21 protein-coding genes are annotated in these 17410 nt (G+C 73.8%); 15 read left to right on the top strand and 6 right to left on the bottom strand.

Going from position 1 to position 17410, the window contains the following annotated elements:
• Positions 1-18: 18 nt before the first annotated feature.
• A complete protein-coding gene (locus tag ACGFZF_RS01455; RefSeq protein ID WP_187282634.1) occupies positions 19-192 on the bottom strand; it encodes a hypothetical protein in 174 nt (57 codons plus the stop codon).
• 235 nt (positions 193-427) lie between these two features.
• Here ACGFZF_RS01455 and ACGFZF_RS01450 point away from each other — a divergent pair, with 235 nt between their 5' ends.
• From ACGFZF_RS01450 to ACGFZF_RS01435, 4 genes are read left to right on the top strand one after another with little or no spacing between them, the layout of a single operon-like run.
• Positions 428-1687: an NYN domain-containing protein gene (locus tag ACGFZF_RS01450; protein WP_393550469.1), complete on the top strand. Its 1260-nt coding sequence runs from the start codon at positions 428-430 to the stop codon at positions 1685-1687.
• A 37-nt stretch (positions 1688-1724) separates the two neighbouring features.
• Positions 1725-2696, top strand: a complete 972-nt coding sequence (locus ACGFZF_RS01445; protein WP_393550995.1) for an ABC transporter ATP-binding protein — start codon at positions 1725-1727, stop codon at positions 2694-2696.
• Between the two features lie 31 nt (positions 2697-2727).
• Complete coding sequence (locus ACGFZF_RS01440) at positions 2728-3561, top strand: ABC transporter permease (protein WP_393550467.1); 834 nt, start codon at positions 2728-2730, stop codon at positions 3559-3561.
• 34 nt (positions 3562-3595) lie between these two features.
• Positions 3596-4234: a DUF2567 domain-containing protein gene (locus ACGFZF_RS01435; protein WP_393550465.1), complete on the top strand. Its 639-nt coding sequence runs from the start codon at positions 3596-3598 to the stop codon at positions 4232-4234.
• 111 nt (positions 4235-4345) lie between these two features.
• Here ACGFZF_RS01435 and ybaK read toward each other — a convergent pair whose 3' ends face one another.
• The 4 genes from ybaK to ACGFZF_RS01415 all read right to left on the bottom strand — a co-directional run bounded on the left by ybaK (position 4346) and on the right by ACGFZF_RS01415 (position 8415).
• Complete coding sequence (ybaK, locus tag ACGFZF_RS01430; protein WP_147977580.1) at positions 4346-4855, bottom strand: Cys-tRNA(Pro) deacylase; 510 nt, start codon at positions 4853-4855, stop codon at positions 4346-4348.
• Positions 4856-4867: 12 nt separating this feature from the next.
• Positions 4868-5605, bottom strand: a complete 738-nt coding sequence (locus ACGFZF_RS01425) for an LON peptidase substrate-binding domain-containing protein (protein WP_356603337.1) — start codon at positions 5603-5605, stop codon at positions 4868-4870.
• A gap of 5 nt (positions 5606-5610) precedes the next feature.
• Positions 5611-6648 carry a hypothetical protein gene (locus ACGFZF_RS01420; protein WP_393550463.1) on the bottom strand — a complete coding sequence of 346 codons (1038 nt, stop codon included), beginning with the start codon at positions 6646-6648 and terminating at the stop codon, positions 5611-5613.
• A gap of 138 nt (positions 6649-6786) precedes the next feature.
• Complete coding sequence (locus ACGFZF_RS01415; protein WP_393550461.1) at positions 6787-8415, bottom strand: oxidoreductase; 1629 nt, start codon at positions 8413-8415, stop codon at positions 6787-6789.
• A gap of 174 nt (positions 8416-8589) precedes the next feature.
• On the opposite strand from ACGFZF_RS01415, the gene hisD reads away from it, so the two are divergent.
• The 10 genes from hisD (at position 8590) to ACGFZF_RS01365 (ending at position 16314) form a co-directional block, all read left to right on the top strand.
• On the top strand, positions 8590-9915 hold the full coding sequence (gene hisD / locus ACGFZF_RS01410) for a histidinol dehydrogenase (RefSeq protein WP_393550459.1): 1326 nt from the start codon (positions 8590-8592) through the stop codon (positions 9913-9915).
• Positions 9912-11045, top strand: coding sequence for a histidinol-phosphate transaminase (locus ACGFZF_RS01405; RefSeq protein ID WP_393550457.1), 1134 nt, complete (start codon positions 9912-9914; stop codon positions 11043-11045). Before hisD ends, ACGFZF_RS01405 begins: the two co-directional genes overlap by 4 nt.
• Positions 11042-11635 (top strand): imidazoleglycerol-phosphate dehydratase HisB, encoded by a 594-nt coding sequence (gene hisB / locus ACGFZF_RS01400; RefSeq protein ID WP_356603347.1) that lies wholly within the window; start codon positions 11042-11044, stop codon positions 11633-11635. The genes ACGFZF_RS01405 and hisB overlap by 4 nt, the downstream gene beginning before the upstream one ends.
• A 4-nt stretch (positions 11636-11639) precedes the next feature.
• Complete coding sequence (locus tag ACGFZF_RS01395; RefSeq protein WP_356603349.1) at positions 11640-11807, top strand: hypothetical protein; 168 nt, start codon at positions 11640-11642, stop codon at positions 11805-11807.
• Between the two features lie 5 nt (positions 11808-11812).
• Entirely contained in the window at positions 11813-12454 is a 642-nt protein-coding gene (hisH, locus tag ACGFZF_RS01390) for an imidazole glycerol phosphate synthase subunit HisH (protein WP_393550454.1), read from the top strand.
• A gap of 2 nt (positions 12455-12456) precedes the next feature.
• Positions 12457-13194, top strand: a complete 738-nt coding sequence (gene priA, locus ACGFZF_RS01385) for a bifunctional 1-(5-phosphoribosyl)-5-((5-phosphoribosylamino)methylideneamino)imidazole-4-carboxamide isomerase/phosphoribosylanthranilate isomerase PriA (RefSeq protein WP_356603353.1) — start codon at positions 12457-12459, stop codon at positions 13192-13194.
• Positions 13191-13601 (top strand): RidA family protein, encoded by a 411-nt coding sequence (locus ACGFZF_RS01380; protein ID WP_393550451.1) that lies wholly within the window; start codon positions 13191-13193, stop codon positions 13599-13601. The genes priA and ACGFZF_RS01380 overlap by 4 nt, the downstream gene beginning before the upstream one ends.
• Positions 13598-14353, top strand: a complete 756-nt coding sequence (gene hisF / locus ACGFZF_RS01375) for an imidazole glycerol phosphate synthase subunit HisF (RefSeq protein WP_147977570.1) — start codon at positions 13598-13600, stop codon at positions 14351-14353. Before ACGFZF_RS01380 ends, hisF begins: the two co-directional genes overlap by 4 nt.
• A 124-nt stretch (positions 14354-14477) precedes the next feature.
• On the top strand, positions 14478-15065 hold the full coding sequence (locus ACGFZF_RS01370; RefSeq protein WP_393550448.1) for an ArsR/SmtB family transcription factor: 588 nt from the start codon (positions 14478-14480) through the stop codon (positions 15063-15065).
• A gap of 4 nt (positions 15066-15069) precedes the next feature.
• Positions 15070-16314 carry an MFS transporter gene (locus ACGFZF_RS01365; protein ID WP_393550446.1) on the top strand — a complete coding sequence of 415 codons (1245 nt, stop codon included), beginning with the start codon at positions 15070-15072 and terminating at the stop codon, positions 16312-16314.
• 23 nt (positions 16315-16337) lie between these two features.
• Here ACGFZF_RS01365 and ACGFZF_RS01360 read toward each other — a convergent pair whose 3' ends face one another.
• Positions 16338-16973 carry a TIGR03085 family metal-binding protein gene (locus tag ACGFZF_RS01360; protein ID WP_356609697.1) on the bottom strand — a complete coding sequence of 212 codons (636 nt, stop codon included), beginning with the start codon at positions 16971-16973 and terminating at the stop codon, positions 16338-16340.
• An 84-nt stretch (positions 16974-17057) separates the two neighbouring features.
• Here ACGFZF_RS01360 and hisI point away from each other — a divergent pair, with 84 nt between their 5' ends.
• Positions 17058-17408 carry a phosphoribosyl-AMP cyclohydrolase gene (gene hisI, locus ACGFZF_RS01355; protein WP_147977566.1) on the top strand — a complete coding sequence of 117 codons (351 nt, stop codon included), beginning with the start codon at positions 17058-17060 and terminating at the stop codon, positions 17406-17408.
• The last annotated feature ends 2 nt before the right edge of the window (positions 17409-17410 follow it).

The raw sequence follows: 17410 nt of genomic DNA, 5'->3' as shown, positions 1-17410 counted from the left end.
TCCGGTGCCTGCGGTCGATCAGTTGTGACCGAAGCGCTTCTGCCGCCCCTTGCGGGCCATGTCGCCCGGAGTCACCTGCGAGGCGCGCTGCTCCGCCTGCGACTCCATCGAGGACTGCTGCGCCTGCTGGGCGCCGCGCTCGGCCTGCGACTGCGGCTGCTGACTGCGGTTCTGCTTTCGATTCTTGGCCATGGTGATGCCTCCTCAAGGGGATCTCGGGGCCAGGGCCGCTGTCAGCCTCACATGCCGGGCAATACGCCGCATTTTGGATCATCACCGACAGTGAGCGGTCGGACGGGCCGCGCCGCCGCGTGACATCCGCCACGCCGATGATCGAGTTCCGGCCGTCAACGTCCCCACGGTCGGGCAGACTCGGAGCACTCCGAAGCACTCCTGATCCCGAGGTTCCCGAAAGAAGGTGGGACACGTGGACCGCTGCGTCGTTCTGGTGGACGCCGGCTATCTGCTGGGCGCCGCCGCGAGCCTCCTCGCCGGGGAACCGGCCCGCTCCAGGATCACCGTCGACCACGCCGCGCTCATCCAGGGGCTGCGCGAAGGGGCCGAGGCGGACACGGAGCAGCCCCTGCTGCGCATCTACTGGTTCGACGGCGCACCCGACCGGGTCCCGCAGCCCGAGCACCGCCGGCTGCGCGTGATGCCCCGGGTCACCGTCCGGCTCGGTGCCCTGACCCGCAGCGACGGCCGGTGGGCGCAGAAGGGCGTCGACGCGGCGATGCACGCCGAGCTCACCGAGCTGGCACGCAACCGCGCCTGCTCCGACGTGGTCCTGGTGACCGGCGACGGCGACCTGCTGCCCGGCCTGATGTCCGCCAAGGAACACGGCGTCGCCGTCCACCTCTGGGCCGTCCAGGCCGCCGACGGCGACTACAACCAGTCCGAGGACCTGGTCGCCGAGGCGGACGAGCGGCGCGTCCTCGACCGGGCGTGGATCACCCGCGCCATCCGCGCCAAGGACCTCACCGGACTGTGCGCCCCGCCGCCGGCCCCCCGCCCCGAGATCGCCGCGATCCTCTCCGCCCCGCTCCCGGAGTCGGCGCTCGCCGCCTCCGCCGAACGGGCCGCCGAGGCGCAGGCCGCGGCCGCCGCGGCGGGCCACCCGGCCCCGGACGCCGCCACGCCGGCGCCCGCGGCCGACGGGGCGGCGGCGGTGCCCGCTCCGGCTCCCGGCCGGGGCGTGCCCACGCCCAAGGACCTCGCCGGACTGCGCGGACCCGGCAGCCCGGCCGCCGTCCCGCCCGCCGGCGCCACCCTGCGCTGGTCCTCCGACAAGGGCTGGATCGAACGCCCCGGCAGCGCCCTCGGGGAACCGCCCGAGACGGCGTCGCTGCCCACGCTCGCCCAGCTCACCAGCGCCGAGCAGCGCTGGGCCGACCGGGAGGAGGACATCACCACCGTCGGCGGCGACCCCTTCGAGGTCGGACAGGTGTTCGCCCGTCGTTGGATGGAGCGACTTCCCGAGCAGAGCCACGTCCAGAAGCTGGCCACCATGTACCCCCGCGTCCCGCACCGCATCGACGGCGAACTGCTCCGGTACGCGGCCAGGTTCGGCCTGCTCGCCCACAAGGACGACCAGATCGACGAGCACGACCGGTACGCGATCCGGGCCGGATTCTGGCGCGAGATCGATGTCCGGGCCGCCGCGGAGCACGCCCCCGCGGGGGATTAGGGCCGGGGACCCCGTAGGCTCATCCCTCGTGAGTACGGTGTGTGTGGTGCGGGATCTGGTCAAGACGTACCCCGCCACGCGCGGCAGGCGCGGGGCGCCCGCGACCCCCGAGGTCCGCGCCACGGACGGGATCAGCCTGGACGTCCGGGGCGGCGAGATCTTCGGCCTGCTCGGACCCAACGGCGCCGGCAAGTCCACGCTCGTGCGCCAGCTGACCGGACTGATGCGCCCGGACTCCGGGACCGTCGAGCTGCTCGGCCACGACCTCGTACGCCATCCGGAGCGCGCCGCCCGCCTCCTGGCCTACCTCGGCCAGGAGTCCACCGCGCTCGACGAACTGACCGTCGCGCTCGCCGCCGAGACCACCGGCCGGCTGCGCGGACTGTCCGCCAGGGACGCGCGGGCCGAGCGGGACGCCGTCCTGGACGAACTCGGCCTGACCGGACTCGCCGGACGCCCCCTGAAGAAGCTCTCGGGCGGGCAGCGGCGGCTCGCCTGCGTCGCCGCCGCCCTGATCGGGGCCCGGCCGGTACTGGTCCTCGACGAGCCCACCACCGGCATGGACCCGATCGCCCGGCGCGCCGTGTGGTCCGCGGTCGACCGGCGGCGCGCCGAGCACGGCACCACCGTCCTGCTGGTCACCCACAACGTGATCGAGGCCGAGACCGTGCTGGACCGGGTCGCCGTCCTCGAACGCGGCCGGGTCATCGCCTGCGACACCCCGGCCGGGCTCAAGGAGCGCGTCGCCGGAGAGGTCCGGGTCGACCTGGTGTGGCGCGAGCGCGCCCCGCTGGACGTGCCGGAGGTCGCCGCCCTGCGGCCCTCCGCCCAGGAGTCCGGCAGGCGCTGGACCCTGCGGCTGGCCCCGGACGAGGCGCGGGCCGCCGTCGCCGCGGTGACCGGCGGCGCGGCCTTCGCCGCGCTCGACGACTTCACCCTGGCGACACCCAGCCTGGAGGACGTCTACCTGGCGCTCGGCGGCGCGACCGAGGGACTGGTGAAGGCGTGACGCACCCCGTGAACGTCAGGAGCTGTACGCAGTGAGTACCGTGCCCGCCGAGGCCCTGCCGACCGGCGCCCTCCCGGCCCGGGCGCCCCGCCTGGACGAGGAGGACGGCGCCGCGCCGCTCGCGCCGCGCGCCCGGCTGCTGCCGGCGCTCGCCGCGGTGTACCGCGCGCAGCTGTCGCGCGCCCGGGTCTCCCGCATCCCCCTGCTCTTCGTGGCGACGTTCCAGTCCATCGGGATCATGATCCTGATGCGGGGCGTCGTCGACGGCGGCTCGGAGGCCCGCGCCGTCGTGGCCGGCTCCGCCGTGCTCGTCGTCGCCTTCGTCGCGCTGAACCTGCTCGCCCAGTACTTCGGGCAGCTGCGGGCCGGCGGCGGCCTGGACCACTACGCCACGCTGCCGGTGCCGCCGGCCGCGGTGGTGCTCGGCGCGGCCGGGGCGTACGCCTCCTTCACCGTGCCGGGGACGGTCGTGACCGCGGTCGCCGGCTCCGTCCTCTTCGGGCTGCCGCTCGGGAACCTGTGGATCCTCGCGGCCGTCGTGCCGCTCGCCGGGGCCGCCCTCGCCGGGCTCGGCGCGGCGCTGGGGCTGCTCGCGCCCCGTCAGGAACTGGCCACGCTGCTGGGACAGCTCGGCATGTCCGCGGCCCTGCTGCTCGGCGTGCTGCCCGCCGAACGGCTGCCCGGGGTGGTCGGCTACGCGCGGGACCTGCTGCCGTCCACGTACGGCGTGGAGGCGCTCGCCCGCACCTTCGACCCGCATCCGGACTGGGCGGCGGTCGGTCTCGACCTCGCCGTCTGCGGGGCGGTCGGCGTGGTCTCGCTGGCCGTCGCCACCTGGGCCTACCGGCGGGCGGCGGTCCGCTGAGGCGGCCCCCCGGGGTACCTGGCACGATGGCGGGGTGACCGCACCTCTGACTCCGCCTCACCAGCCGCCCTCGAACGGCGCCGACGCCTCCTGGCCCGCCCCCTACCCTCCGCTGTCCGGGAAGGACGAGGTCCCGAGCACGGCGAAGGAGCTCCGGCAGGCCGCCGTGGTGGCCGCGGTCTCGACGGTCGCGGGCGTGGCGCTGGGCCTGCTGTGGCTGTGGCTCGCCCCCCGGGTGTCGCTGATCTCGGACGGCAAGGCGGTCTTCCTGCGTCACAGCGAAGGGGAGTCCGCGATCGGCGCGGACGGCACGTTCGTGCTCCTCGCCCTGGGCTTCGGCGCGGTCGCCGCGGGCCTCGTCTTCTTGTTCCACCGCTACGGCGGGGTGGCGCTGGTGCTCGCGCTGGCGGTCGGCGGCGTGCTGGGCTCGCTGCTGGGCTGGGGTGTCGGGACGTTCCTGGGACCGACGCACGACGTGGTCGCCCATGCCAAGTCGGTCGGCCCGAACGTCGTGTTCGACGCACCGCTGAAGCTGAAGATGTGGGGCGCCGCGATGCTGGCCTGGCCGCTCGCCGCGATGATCGTCCACCTGGCGCTGACGGCGGTGCTGGGCCCGCGCGACCCGGAGCCCGAGTGGCCCGACGCGTCGACGCCCCCGCCGGCCCAGGGCTGACACCCGCTCGCGGCAGGGGCCGGGGCACCCGCGGGCGCCCCGGCCCCTGCCCGTGACGTACCCGCGCCGCCGTCCCGCCGTGCCCTGGACCCGGAGGCCGCGCGGGGCGGGTCAGCCGCGGCCGATGGGCGCCACCACCGCCGACGTGAGGGCGGTGAGCGCCGCCGGGGCGAGTTCCACCTCGAGACCGCGGCGGCCGGCCGAGACGCAGATCGTCTCGTGGCCGTCGGCCGAGGCGTCGAGGACCGTGCGCAGGCGCTTGCGCTGGCCCAGCGGGGAGATGCCGCCGCGGACGTAGCCCGTGGTGCGCTCGGCCGCCGCGGGGTCCGCCATCGCGGCGCGCTTGCCGCCGACCGCCGAGGCGAGCGCCTTCAGGTCCAGCTGGCCGGCCACCGGCACCACCGCCACCGTCAGTTCCCCGTCCACGTCCGCGACCAGGGTCTTGAAGACCCGGTCGGGGGAGACGCCCAGCGCCTCGGCCGCCTCCTCGCCGTAGCTCGGGGAGGCCGGGTCGTGGTCGTAGGCGTGGAGCGTGAAGGGGGTTCCCGACGCCGCCAGGGCGACCGTCGCCGGTGTGCCGCCCCCGCCCTGGCCCGCCTGCTTCCTCTGCTTCTTCGCCATCGGACTCCTCGGTCAGTTCGGGCTCGTGGGCCCCGTCGTCAGGTCCACCGCCGGCAGCGACGGCAGGTGCCGCAGCACCGCTGTCTCGGCGCGCAGCAGCGTCAGCTCCTCGCGCAGCCGGGTCGCCGTGTCCGGGGCCTGGAGCAGCCGCTGCTTCGCCGGGGTGTCCAGCACCGCCGCCGCCGCGACCAGGTACGACACCACCGACGGCTCGTCCGGCAGGTCGCTCGTCGTCAGGGACCGCTCCCGGGCGCCCGCGAGGCGCTTCTGGTAGTTGCGGAACGCCCGCAGCACCCCCTCGGCGAGGGTGCCCGCCTCGTCGCCCTGCTCCTCCGGGATCTCCTCGACCTCGGCCACCAGGAAGGGCCCGCTCGCGTCGACGGACAGCAGCTTCACCCGGGTCGTGCCGGTCACCATCACCTCGAAGCTGCCGTCCTGGCGCTCCCGGATCGACGCTGCGTCGGCGACGCAGCCGACCCGGTGGAAGGCCTGGATCGGGTCGGGGCCGAAGCCCGCCGCGGGGCCCTTCTCGGGCTGGGCCGTCGGGTCCGGCAGGCCCGGCAGGGTCGGCGCGACCTCACGGCCGTCGCGGATCGCCACGACGGCGAAGCGCCGCGGCTCCGTCTCGTCGGTCTTGAGCAGCTCGCGCATCATGGCGCGATAACGCTCCTCGAAGACGTTCAAGGGCAGCACGAGGCCCGGGAACAGCACCGTGTTCAGCGGGAAGAGGGGGAGACGAGCGGTGGTCACAGCGGTCAAGCGTAATGGCCGTCGGCCCGGCCTCGACCGGCCCGTCCACGACGGACCGGACCGAGCGGGATCGAACGGGCCACTTCGAGCCGTACCCCGTCCCTCGCCTCCAGGAACCTGCCGAGCGGATCCTCGCTCACCAGCGTCCACGGGAAGGACGTCGCGTAGGGCCCGATCCGCCGGAACTGCTCCAGCGCCTCCGCGTCGCGCCGGCGCCGCAGCAGGATGTAGACCAGCAGGTTGCGGACCTCCGCGGGCCACGGATCGGCGGTCGGGTACTCCGCGGACAGCGCGACGGCCCGGTCCGCCGCCGCGTCGATCCGGTCCTCCCGGACGTGTCCCGTCCCGGAGAGCAGCTGGGCGAAGGCCGCGCGCGCCGGCAGCGCCTGGATCAGCGAGCCCGGCAGCGCGTCCTCGGCCGCCTGCTCGGCGAAGTCGAAGCACTCGCGGTGCGAGCCGTACCACTGGGCCGAGAGGTACTTGAGCGCGGCGACGTGGCAGCCGTAGTGGTGCGGGGAGCGGCGGACGGCCTGCTCCCACAGCGACTCGAAGACCGTGTGGCTCGCGTGCGTGCCGCGGGCGTGGTCGAGGGCGATGCGCCACGGCACCGGGTCGCGGGGCGCGGCCTCCGCGGCGGCGTCGATCAGCGGCGCGAGCTCGCGCAGCCGCTCGGCGCGGGCCGGCGACTCCCAGGCCCGGCGGACCTCCAGCTGGGCCTTCACGAGGAGGGCGTCGGGGTCGCGGGGCGTGGTGGACAGCCAGTGGGCCAGCCAGGCGTCGCGGCTGTACGCGAAGGTGGCGAGCCGGGCCACGTAGCGGTCCCGGTTCTCCCACTCGGCGGCGTCCCGGGTGGTCGCGAGCAGCTTGGCCGCCGGCTCGGGATCCGCCAGGGCGGCGGCGACCAGAGCCGGGGCGAGCCGTTCGTCCGGCACGTCGAGCAGCACGTCGTCGTCCGGCGGCATCGCGGCGCTGAGCCGCGGTGCGTGCCGGACCATCCGGGCGGTGCCGATCAGGGCGCGGAGCATTGACATGGTGCGGACCATTGAAAACCGCAGGTGGAGACGGCGCCAGTGGGGGACTGTGAAGCTTTGGTGGCGGCGGGAAAGTTGTCCTGTCCGAGGTCAAGACACCGTAAAGAAAGAGGCGGGCTTCGACAGAACCCGCCCCCCTCTTCACTCACGCTACCCCCGACTCAGCAGCCTCGACGCTCCCGCCGCCACCGTGGTGGCCAGCACCCAGCCCAGCAGGATCAGCGCCGTCGAGGCCCACTGCCAGGCGCCTTCGAGACGCCAGTAGCCGTCCTGGCCGAGGTTGATCACCGGCAGCAGCAGATCCAGCGCGTAGAGCGTGGCGCTCCACCGGGGGGCCTCACCGGCCTTCATCGGCTGGGGCTCGTAGTGCGAGAAGGCGACGGCGCCCGCCGCCCACAGCACGGCCATCCACAGCGCCGCCCGGCCCGGCCGGTAGCCGTACGCCACCGTCCAGTCCTGGAGGTACCCCCACAGCTTCCCCGCCACCGGCAGCGTCTCCCGGCGCCGGCGCTGCTTGGCCAGCAGCACCACCCGCGCGTCCGCGTCCTCGCCGCTGTTGCGCAGCACCGCCGCGAGCCGTTCGTACGGCTCCGGCGCGTACTCCGGGGTCGCCGCCGCCACCCACTCCAGGCGGCGCGCCAGCGGGAAGTGCCCGTACGGCACGAGGTTCTCGTAGACGAAACCGTTCATCGCGAGACCGCCCGGGCCCGGCCAGCTGGTCGACAGGTCGATCAGGGTCACGATCTTCGCGCCGTTCAGCACCACCCGCCCCTCCTCCGGGCGCTCCCCGTTGAACCGCAGCTCCGGAGTCACTATCCGGCGCAGCGACACCTCCTCGCGGTGCGCGCCGTTCAGCAGGAACCGCGCGTAGTGCAGGTCCACCGCGTCCCCGAACCGCCCGTCGTCCAGCCGCACCCCGCCATGGCACTCCACGGGCCTGCGCCGGGCCCCGCTCACCGGCGTGTAGCCGACGCCGTACGGGGGAGTGGCCATCGCCTGCCCGCCCGTGCCCCCGGCGGTACCGCCGCCGGCGCCCTCGTACACCCAGGCCGCGTTCAGGTAGAGCGAGCGCTCCACCGTCAGCTGCGGCGCGTTGAGCGCCCGCCGCTGCTGCGCCCCGCGCAGCACGCTGCCGCGCAGGCTGAGCGAGACCCCGACCTTGGCCCCGCGCAGGCTCAGCTCCCCGTGCGTCTCGATCAGCTCCGCCTGGAGGTCCTGCGCCACCACCAGCCCGTCGGCGGTGATCGCCCGGCCGCGCCGGTCCGGCCAGACCCGGATCTGGTTGATCAGCAGGTCCGTGCCGATCTGGGCGTCGGTCAGCCGGATGCCCCGCTCCACCCGGCACCGCGGCAGGTGCAGGTCGCCCTGGGTGTGCAGGCGCGCCGCCTCCAGCCGGGGTATCGCGCACTCGACCATCCGCACCGTCCCGAAGTGCGCCTCCGGGAGCACGATCTCGGCGTCGAAGCGGCAGCGGTTCAGCTCCACGTACGGGCCGACGGTCCCGCCGGCGAGGTTGAGCACCCCGGTGATCCGCACCCCGCGCAGCTTCAGCGCCGCGACACGCCCGGACCGCGCCGGCGGGCCGTCGAGCAGCAGCAGCGCCACCACGTCGGCGCGGACGCTGCGCCCGGGCCCCCACACGTGTCGCCCGAACGGGTCGTCCCGCTCCGCGTCCCCCTCGCTCAGGTCGCAGGTCCTGCCGATCCTGAAGCCCCGCCACATCGCCTGCTCCGGCCCGGTGAGACCGTCCGGCATTCCGTCCTCGTGCGGCTCGGTCACTGCCGCCCCCTCGCTTTCCACGAACCCGCTTCCCTGGATTCGTACAGCCGTTCTTCCCGCTGAGTGACGGACTGAACGCTAACGGTCAGCTGTGGCGACAAGACGCCACTGTGGCTCGTATCAGCCAGTGATACGGCCGTCCGGCGCTTGTGGGGCGTCTGCGAGAATTGACCCGTGATCTCTCGTATCGACCTGCGCGGCGACGCCCTCCCCGAGGGTGGCGCACTGCGCGACCTGCTGCCCCGTGCCGAGTTCGACGTGGAAGCCGCCCTGGAGAAGGTGCGGCCCATCTGCGAGGACGTCCATCATCGTGGCGACGCGGCGCTGGTCGAGTACGCGAAGAGGTTCGACCAGGTGGAGCTCACGCACGTGCGCGTGCCGGCCGAGGCCCTCGCCGACGCCCTGGAGCAGCTCGACCCCGCCGTCCGGGCGGCCCTGGAGGAGTCCATCCGGCGCACCCGGATCGTGCACCGCGCCCAGCGCCGCACGTCGCACACCACCCAGGTCGTGCCCGGCGGCACGGTCACCGAGAAGTGGGTCCCCGTCCAGCGCGTGGGCCTCTACGCCCCCGGCGGCCGGTCCGTCTACCCCTCGTCCGTGATCATGAACGCCGTCCCGGCGCAGGAGGCCGGCGTCGAGTCCGTCGCGCTCGCCTCCCCGCCGCAGGCCGAGTTCGGCGGCCTGCCGCACCCGACGATCCTCGCCGCGTGCGCGCTGCTCGGGGTCGACGAGGTGTACGCCGCGGGCGGCGCCCAGGCCGTCGCGATGTTCGCCCACGGCACCGAGTCGTGCGCCCCCGCCAACATGGTGACCGGGCCGGGCAACATCTGGGTGGCCGCGGCCAAGCGGTACTTCACCGGCCGCATCGGCATCGACGCCGAGGCCGGACCGACCGAGATCGCGGTCCTCGCGGACTCCACCGCCGACCCCGTGCACGTCGCCGCCGACCTGATCAGTCAGGCCGAGCACGACCCGATGGCCGCCGCCGTCCTGGTCACCGACTCCGAGGAGCTGGCCTCCGCCGTCGAGGCGGAGCTCAAGACCCAGGTCGCCGCCACCAAGCACGTCGACGACCGGATCGTCCCGGCACTCGCCGGCCGCCAGTCCGCGATCGTCCTCGTCCGCGACCTGGAGGACGGCCTCAAGGTCGTCGACGCGTACGGCGCCGAGCACCTGGAGATCCAGACCGCCGACGCCGCCGCCCTGGCCGACCGCGTCCGCAACGCCGGCGCGATCTTCATCGGCCCCTGGGCCCCCGTCTCCCTCGGGGACTACTGCGCCGGCTCCAACCACGTCCTGCCCACCGGCGGCTGCGCCTGCCACTCCTCGGGCCTGTCCGTGCAGTCCTTCCTGCGCGGCATCCACGTCGTGGACTACACCCGGGACGCCCTGGCCGAGGTCACCCACCACGTGGTGACCCTGGCGGAGGCCGAGGACCTGCCGGCCCACGGCGCGGCCCTCAAGGCCCGGTTCGGATGGAAGGTGCCCGAGAGCAAGTGACCGACCAGCAGCAGACCGTCGGCATCGACGATCTCCCCATCCGAGACGAACTGCGCGGCAAGTCCCCGTACGGTGCGCCGCAGCTCGACGTCCCCGTCCAGCTGAACACCAACGAGAACCCCTACCCGCTGCCCGAGCCCCTGGTGGCGCGGATCGCGGAGCGGGTCGCCGAGGCGGCCCGCGGCCTCAACCGCTACCCCGACCGGGACGCGGTCGAGCTCCGCACCGAGCTGGCCCGCTACCTCACCCGCACGGGCGGCCACCCGGTCGCCGTCGGCAACGTCTGGGCGGCCAACGGCTCCAACGAGGTCCTCCAGCAGCTGCTGCAGACCTTCGGCGGCCCCGGCCGCACGGCCATCGGCTTCGAACCCTCGTACTCGATGCACGCGCTCATCGCGCGCGGCACCGGCACCGGCTGGATCTCCGGCCCGCGCCACGAGGACTTCACCATCGACGTCGACGCCGCCGAGCGGGCGATCGCCGAGCACCGCCCGGACGTCGTCTTCATCACCTCCCCCAACAACCCCACCGGCACCGCCGTCGAGGCCGAGACCGTCCTCGCGCTGTACGAGGCGGCCCAGGCCGCCCGGCCCTCGCTGGTCGTCGTCGACGAGGCGTACGTGGAGTTCAGCCACCGCGACTCGCTGCTGCCCCTCATCGAGGGCCGGCCGAACCTGGTCGTCTCCCGGACCATGTCCAAGGCGTTCGGCGCCGCCGGACTGCGCCTGGGCTACCTCGCCGCCCACCCCGCCGTGGTCGACGCCGTCCAGCTGGTCCGCCTGCCGTACCACCTGTCGGCCGTCACCCAGGCCACGGCGCTGGCCGCCCTGGAGCACACCGACACCCTGCTCGGCTACGTCGAGCAGCTCAAGGCCGAGCGCGACCGCCTGGTCGACGAGCTGCGGGCCTTCGGCTACGAGGTCACCGAGTCCGACGCCAACTTCGTCCAGTTCGGGCACTTCGGCGGAGCCGAGGGCTCCCACGAGGCCTGGCAGAAGATCCTCGACCGGGGCGTCCTGGTCCGGGACAACGGCGTACCGGGCTGGCTGCGGGTCACCGCCGGCACCCCGGAAGAGAACGACGCGTTCCTCGATGCGGTTCGCGCACTGAAGAAGGAGCAGAGCTCATGAGCCGCGTAGGACGGGTCGAGCGCACCACCAAGGAGACGTCCGTCGTCGTCGAGATCGACCTGGACGGCACGGGCAAGGTCGACGTCGCCACCGGCGTCGGCTTCTACGACCACATGCTCGATCAGCTCGGCCGCCACGGTCTGTTCGACCTCACCGTGAAGACCGACGGCGACCTGCACATCGACTCGCACCACACCATCGAGGACACCGCCCTCGCGCTGGGCGCCGCCTTCAAGCAGGCCCTCGGCGACAAGGTCGGCATCTACCGCTTCGGCAACTGCACCGTCCCGCTGGACGAGTCCCTGGCCCAGGTGACCGTCGACCTGTCCGGCCGCCCCTACCTGGTGCACACCGAGCCCGAGAACATGGCGCCGATGATCGGCTCCTACGACACGACGATGACCCGGCACATCTTCGAGTCCTTCGTCGCCCAGGCCCAGATCGCGCTGCACATCCACGTGCCGTACGGGCGCAACGCCCACCACATCGTGGAGTGCCAGTTCAAGGCCTTCGCCCGCGCCCTGCGCTACGCGTCCGAGCGCGACCCCCGCGCCGCCGGCATCCTTCCCTCCACGAAGGGCGCCCTGTAACCCCATGACCGGCCTCTCCACCATCCTCATCGTCGTCGGTCTCTTCCTCGCCGGCGGTGTGTACTCCTTCTCCAAGCAGGGACTGCCCAAGGGCGTGATCGCCGTCCTCGCCATCGCCTCCGTGATGTGCCTGGCCGCCGGCGTCCTGCGCATCCAGGGAATCTGGGAATGAGCGGAATGAGCACTTCGAAGAAGGTCGTGGTCTTCGACTACGGCTTCGGCAACGTCCGCTCCGCCGAACGCGCCCTCGCCCACGTCGGCGCCGACGTGGAGATCACCCGCGACTACGACCGGGCCATGAACGCCGACGGGCTGCTCGTCCCCGGTGTCGGCGCCTTCTCCGCCTGCATGCAGGGTCTCAAGGAGGCGCGCGGCGACTGGATCGTCGGCCGCCGGCTCTCCGGCGGACGCCCCGTCATGGGCATCTGCGTCGGCATGCAGATCCTCTTCGCCAACGGCATCGAGCACGGTGTGGAGACCGAGGGCCTCGACGAGTGGCCCGGCACCGTCGAGCCGCTGAAGGCGCCGATCGTGCCCCACATGGGCTGGAACACGGTCGACGCGCCCGAGGGCAGCGAGCTGTTCGCGGGCCTCGACGCCGACGCCCGGTTCTACTTCGTGCACTCCTACGCGGTGCGCGAGTGGACCCTGGAGGTCGGCAACGCCAACATCCGTGCCCCCAAGGTCACCTGGGCCACCCATGGCGAACCCTTCGTCGCCGCCGTCGAGAACGGCGCCCTGTGGGCCACCCAGTTCCACCCCGAGAAGTCCGGCGACGCCGGAGCCCAGCTCCTCACCAACTGGATCGAGACCCTCTGATCATGGCTCAGAAGCTTGAACTCCTCCCCGCCGTCGACGTCCGCGACGGCCAGGCCGTCCGACTGGTGCACGGCGAGTCCGGCACCGAGACCTCCTACGGCTCCCCGCTGGAGGCCGCCCTCGCGTGGCAGAACTCCGGCGCCGAGTGGCTGCACCTGGTCGACCTCGACGCCGCCTTCGGCACCGGCGACAACCGCGCGCTGATCGCCGAGGTCGCCGGGGCCATGGACATCAAGGTCGAGCTGTCCGGCGGCATCCGCGACGACGCCTCGCTCGCCGCCGCCCTCGCCACCGGCTGCACCCGCGTCAACCTGGGCACCGCGGCCCTGGAGACCCCCGAGTGGGTCGCCAAGGTCATCGCCGAGCACGGCGACAAGATCGCGGTCGGCCTCGACGTCCGCGGCACCACGCTGCGCGGCCGGGGCTGGACCCGTGACGGCGGCGACCTCTACGAGACGCTGGCCCGCCTCGACTCCGAGGGCTGCGCGCGGTACGTCGTCACCGACATCGCCAAGGACGGCACCCTCCAGGGCCCCAACCTGGAACTGCTGCGCAACGTCTGCGCCGCCACCGACAAGCCCGTCGTCGCCTCCGGCGGCGTGTCCTCCCTGGACGACCTGCGGGCCATCTCCGGGCTGGTCCCGGAGGGCGTCGAGGGTGCCATCGTCGGCAAGGCGCTCTACGCCAAGGCCTTCACCCTGGAGGAGGCCCTCGCGGCCGTCGCGGCGGTGGCGTCGTGACCTCCGAGGTCCGCAGGGTGAGCACCGGCGCCCCCTGGGAGGAGCAGTTCGGCTACTCCCGCGCGGTGGAGCTGCCCGGTGGCCTGGTGCTGGTCGCCGGCTGCACCTCGGTGGTCGACGGCCAGATCGCCGACGGCGGCCCGTACGACCAGGCGGTGAACTCCTTCAACGTGGCCTTCGCGGCCCTGGGGAAGCTCGGCCTGGGCGCGGAGCACGTCGTGCGGACCCGGATGTACATCACGCACGCCCGGGACGTGGAGGAGGTCGGCCGCGCCCACAAGGAGCTGTTCGACGCCGTCCGCCCGGCCGCGTCGATGATCATCGTCTCGGGATTCGTGGACCCGCGGCTGGTCGTCGAGGTCGAGGTGGAGGCGTACCGGCCCGCGGGAGCGGGGGAGGGCGCATGACCCTCGCGGTACGGGTGATCCCCTGCCTGGACGTGGACAACGGCCGGGTGGTCAAGGGGGTCAACTTCCAGAACCTGCGCGACGCCGGCGACCCCGTCGAGATGGCGAAGCTGTACGACGCCGAGGGCGCCGACGAGCTGACCTTCCTGGACATCACGGCCTCCTCGGGCAACCGGGAGACGACCTACGACGTGGTGCGCCGCACCGCCGAGCAGGTCTTCATCCCGCTCACCGTGGGCGGCGGCGTGCGCACCGCGGAGGACGTCGACAAGCTGCTGCGCGCCGGCGCGGACAAGGTCGGGGTGAACACCGCGGCCATCGCCCGGCCGGAGCTGATCCGGGAGATCGCGGAGCGCTTCGGCCGTCAGGTCCTGGTGCTCTCCGTCGACGCCAGGCGCACCCCGGCGGGCACCTTCGAGGTGACCACGCACGGCGGCCGGCGCGGCACCGGCATCGACGCCGTCGAGTGGGCGCACCGCGCCGCCGAGCTGGGCGCGGGCGAGATCCTGCTCAACTCGATGGACGCGGACGGCACCAAGGACGGGTACGACACCGAGATGATCGCGGCCGTGCGCACGCACGTGACCGTGCCGGTGATCGCGAGCGGCGGCGCCGGCCGGCTCGCCGACTTCCCGCCGGCCATCGAGGCGGGCGCGGACGCGGTCCTGGCCGCGTCGGTGTTCCACTTCGGCGATCTGCGGATCGCGCAGGTCAAGGACGCGCTGCGGGAGGCGGGCCACCCGGTCCGCTGAGCCGCCGGCTCTGATTCGTCGTCAGGAAGGGCCCCTCCGGGGGCCCTTCTTCTTCGCGAGAAGCGCAGGATCATGTGCGCAATATCTATTGCGCAACTTTTCTTTCGCATCTACGGTCAGGGACATGCCCACTTCCGACCACCGCCGGATCAGCGACCTCGGCACCCTCAAGGCCATCGCCCACCCGCTGCGCATGCGCCTCTACCGGGCCCTGTTCGTCGCCCGCACCGCCACCGCCTCGCAGCTCGCCGACCAGGTCGACGAGGCGGTCTCCCTCGTCAGCTACCACCTGCGCAAGCTGGCCGACCACGGCCTCATCGAGGAGGCCGAGACGCAGTCCGCGGACGGCCGGGAGCGGTGGTGGCAGCCCAGCTCGTACGGCTTCGGCATCCACGACGAGGACGTCCGCGACGCCCCCGAACTCGCCGCCGCGAGCGCCGCCTTCGGCCGCACCGTGCACGAGCAGCGGGCCCTGATGTACCACCGCTTCCTCGACGAGCGGCACACCTGGCCCGGCGAGTGGCGCTCCGCCTCCGTCAGCTCGGAGTGGCTGCCCCGCCTCACCGCCGCCGAACTCGCCGAGCTCGGCGCGGAGCTGGACGCGGTCGTGAAGAAGTACGACCAGCGGGCCCGCGCCGCCGAGGCCGCCGGCGACACCGAGGGCCGCGAGAACGTCGCCGTCCACCTCCACGGCTTCCCCTACCGAGGATGACCCGTTGACCACGACCACGGCCGCCGTCCCCGCCGCCCCGCCGGCCCACCGCGATCGCGGCGTCCTGCGATGGGTCGGGGCCTACACCGCCTCCACCCTCGGCGACAGCGTCTACCACCTCGCCCTGTCCTGGGCCGCCGTCCGGGGCGGCAGCCCGGGCGAGGCCGGCCTCGTCATGGCCGTCGCCGCCGTCCCCCGCGCCGTCCTCATGCTGGGCGGGGGAGTGATGGCCGACCGCTTCGGGCCGCGCCGGGTCGTCATCGCCTCCGACACCGTCCGCTGCCTCGTCGTCCTCGGCGTCGCCGCCTCCCTGCTCGTCGCCTCGCCCGCCCTCTGGGTGCTCGCCGCCGTCGCCCTCGTCTTCGGCACCGTCGACGCCGTCTTCCTGCCGGCCGTCGGCGCGCTGCCGCCCCGGATCGCCTCCCGCGACCAGCTCGCCCGCGTCCAGGGCATGCGCGGCCTCGCCTACCGCGTCGGCGCCGTCCTCGGCGGCCCGCTCGGCGGCCTCGCGGTCGCCCTCGGCGGAACGGCGGCCGCCTTCGGTGTGGCGGGACTGCTCTTCGCCGCCTCCCTGCCGCTGCTGCTCGGCCTGGAGCTGCGCCCGCTCCCCGAGGAGCCCGCGGCCCGGTCGGGCACCGCACTGAGCGACCTCTCCGACGGCCTGCGCTATCTGCGGGGCCACCGCGTCCTCGGCCCGCTGATGATCGTCGTCGCCCTCAGCGACCTGGGCTTCGTCGGCCCGCTCAACCTCGGGCTCGCCCTGCTCTCCGACGCACGGGGCTGGGGCGCCGCCGGCGTCGGCTGGATCCTGGCCGGCTTCGGCACCGGCGCGGGCGCCGCCTCCCTGCTGCTCGCCGTCAGGGGCCGTGTGCCCCGCGCCGGCGCCGTCCTGGGCTGGACCATCGCCCTGGGCGCCGGGTCCATTGCCGCGCTCGCCCAGGTGCCCCGGCTGCCGGTGGCCGTCGCCGTGGCGCTCTCGATCGGCCTGCTCGCCGGACTCTCCGGCGCCCTGTGCGGGGCCCTCGTCCAGACCGAGTGCGACCCCGCCTACCTCGGACGGGTGACCGCGGTCTCCAGCTTCTTCAGCCTCGGACTCGCCCCGCTGAGCTTCCCGCTCACCGGCGCGGCGGTGAGCCTGTGGGGACTCGGGCCGGTCTTCACCGCCAGCGCCGCGTTCTGCGCGCTGGGCGGGGCGTTCGGGCTGCTCGTCCCGGCCCTGCGCCGCGCGGAACTGCCCCGCACGGCCTGAGCCGTGGGGGCGACCGGACGCCCTCAGATACCCAGCTGCTTCGCCTGGTGGAGCCGCTCGATCGCGTCCGGCTCGCCCTCCAGGTCCACCTTCGCCGTGTCCTGCCGCCCGAAGAGGAACATCGTCAGCTCGCCGGGCTCCCCGGAGACCGTCACCACCGGGGTGCCGCGGTGCGCCACCGCCGTCTGGCCGTTCGGACGGCGCAGCACCAGCCCCACCGGCGCCTTGCGGCCCAGCAGCCGGGCGCTCTTCTCCAGACGGGACCACAGCGCGTCCGAGAAGACCGGGTCGAGCTCGCGCGGCGACCAGTCGGGCTGGGCCCGGCGGACGTCCTCGGCGTGCACGTAGAACTCCACCGTGTTCGCGCCCTCGTCCACCTGCTTGATGGTGAACGGGGACATCCGCGGCGGACCCGTTCGGATGAGCCGGATCAGCTCCTCGTACGGCTTGTCGGCGAATTCGGCCTGCACCCGGTCGAGGCGGGCCTTCAGCGGCGGCACGACCGAGCCCGCCGCCGCGTCCGGACGACGCTCGCGCACCACCACGTGGGCGGCGAGGTCCCGGGTCAGCCAGCCCTCGCACAGCGTCGGTGCGTCGGGCCCCGCCGCCTCCAACAGGTCGGCGAGCAGAAGTCGTTCACGCTTGGCATGGGTCGACATGCACGCCAGCGTACGGCGGTACGGCCCGGTCCGCCCAGTGGACGCCCTGCCGGGAACACCGCACCCTCACGGCACAATGGCCGCATGAGCAGCAATCTCGACCCGGCCATCGCCGCCCGCCTCAAGCGCAGCCCGGACGGACTCGTGCCGGCCATCGCCCAGCAGTACGACACCGGCGAGGTGCTGATGCTCGGCTGGATGGACGACGAGGCCCTGCACCGGACCCTCACCACCGGCCGCTGCACCTACTGGTCCCGCAGCCGCCGGGAGTACTGGGTCAAGGGTGACACCTCCGGTCACGTCCAGCACGTCAAGTCCGTCGCCCTCGACTGCGACGCCGACACGGTGCTGGTGAAGGTCGACCAGGTCGGGGCCGCCTGCCACACCGGGGCCCGCACCTGCTTCGACGCCGACGTGCTCCCGCTCTCCCAGTAAGG

Origin of the sequence: Streptomyces sp. NPDC048338 (assembly GCF_043201055.1) — a bacterium.
Taxonomy (GTDB): Bacteria; Actinomycetota; Actinomycetes; order Streptomycetales; family Streptomycetaceae; genus Streptomyces.
Note: the sequence above shows the minus strand (reverse complement) of the source record. Positions and strands in the feature narration are given on the sequence as shown.

Coding starts and splice junctions, on each gene's coding strand:
- ACGFZF_RS01360 (WP_356609697.1), bottom strand. CDS start 16,973: ATGTCGACCCATGCCAAGCGTGAACGACTTCTGCTCGCCGACCTGTTG.
- ybaK (WP_147977580.1), bottom strand. CDS start 4,855: ATGGCGAAGAAGCAGAGGAAGCAGGCGGGCCAGGGCGGGGGCGGCACA.
- hisF (WP_147977570.1), top strand. CDS start 13,598: ATGACCCTCGCGGTACGGGTGATCCCCTGCCTGGACGTGGACAACGGC.
- ACGFZF_RS01370 (WP_393550448.1), top strand. CDS start 14,478: ATGCCCACTTCCGACCACCGCCGGATCAGCGACCTCGGCACCCTCAAG.
- hisB (WP_356603347.1), top strand. CDS start 11,042: ATGAGCCGCGTAGGACGGGTCGAGCGCACCACCAAGGAGACGTCCGTC.
- priA (WP_356603353.1), top strand. CDS start 12,457: ATGGCTCAGAAGCTTGAACTCCTCCCCGCCGTCGACGTCCGCGACGGC.
- hisH (WP_393550454.1), top strand. CDS start 11,813: ATGAGCACTTCGAAGAAGGTCGTGGTCTTCGACTACGGCTTCGGCAAC.
- hisI (WP_147977566.1), top strand. CDS start 17,058: ATGAGCAGCAATCTCGACCCGGCCATCGCCGCCCGCCTCAAGCGCAGC.
- ACGFZF_RS01420 (WP_393550463.1), bottom strand. CDS start 6,648: ATGGTCCGCACCATGTCAATGCTCCGCGCCCTGATCGGCACCGCCCGG.
- ACGFZF_RS01455 (WP_187282634.1), bottom strand. CDS start 192: ATGGCCAAGAATCGAAAGCAGAACCGCAGTCAGCAGCCGCAGTCGCAG.
- ACGFZF_RS01395 (WP_356603349.1), top strand. CDS start 11,640: ATGACCGGCCTCTCCACCATCCTCATCGTCGTCGGTCTCTTCCTCGCC.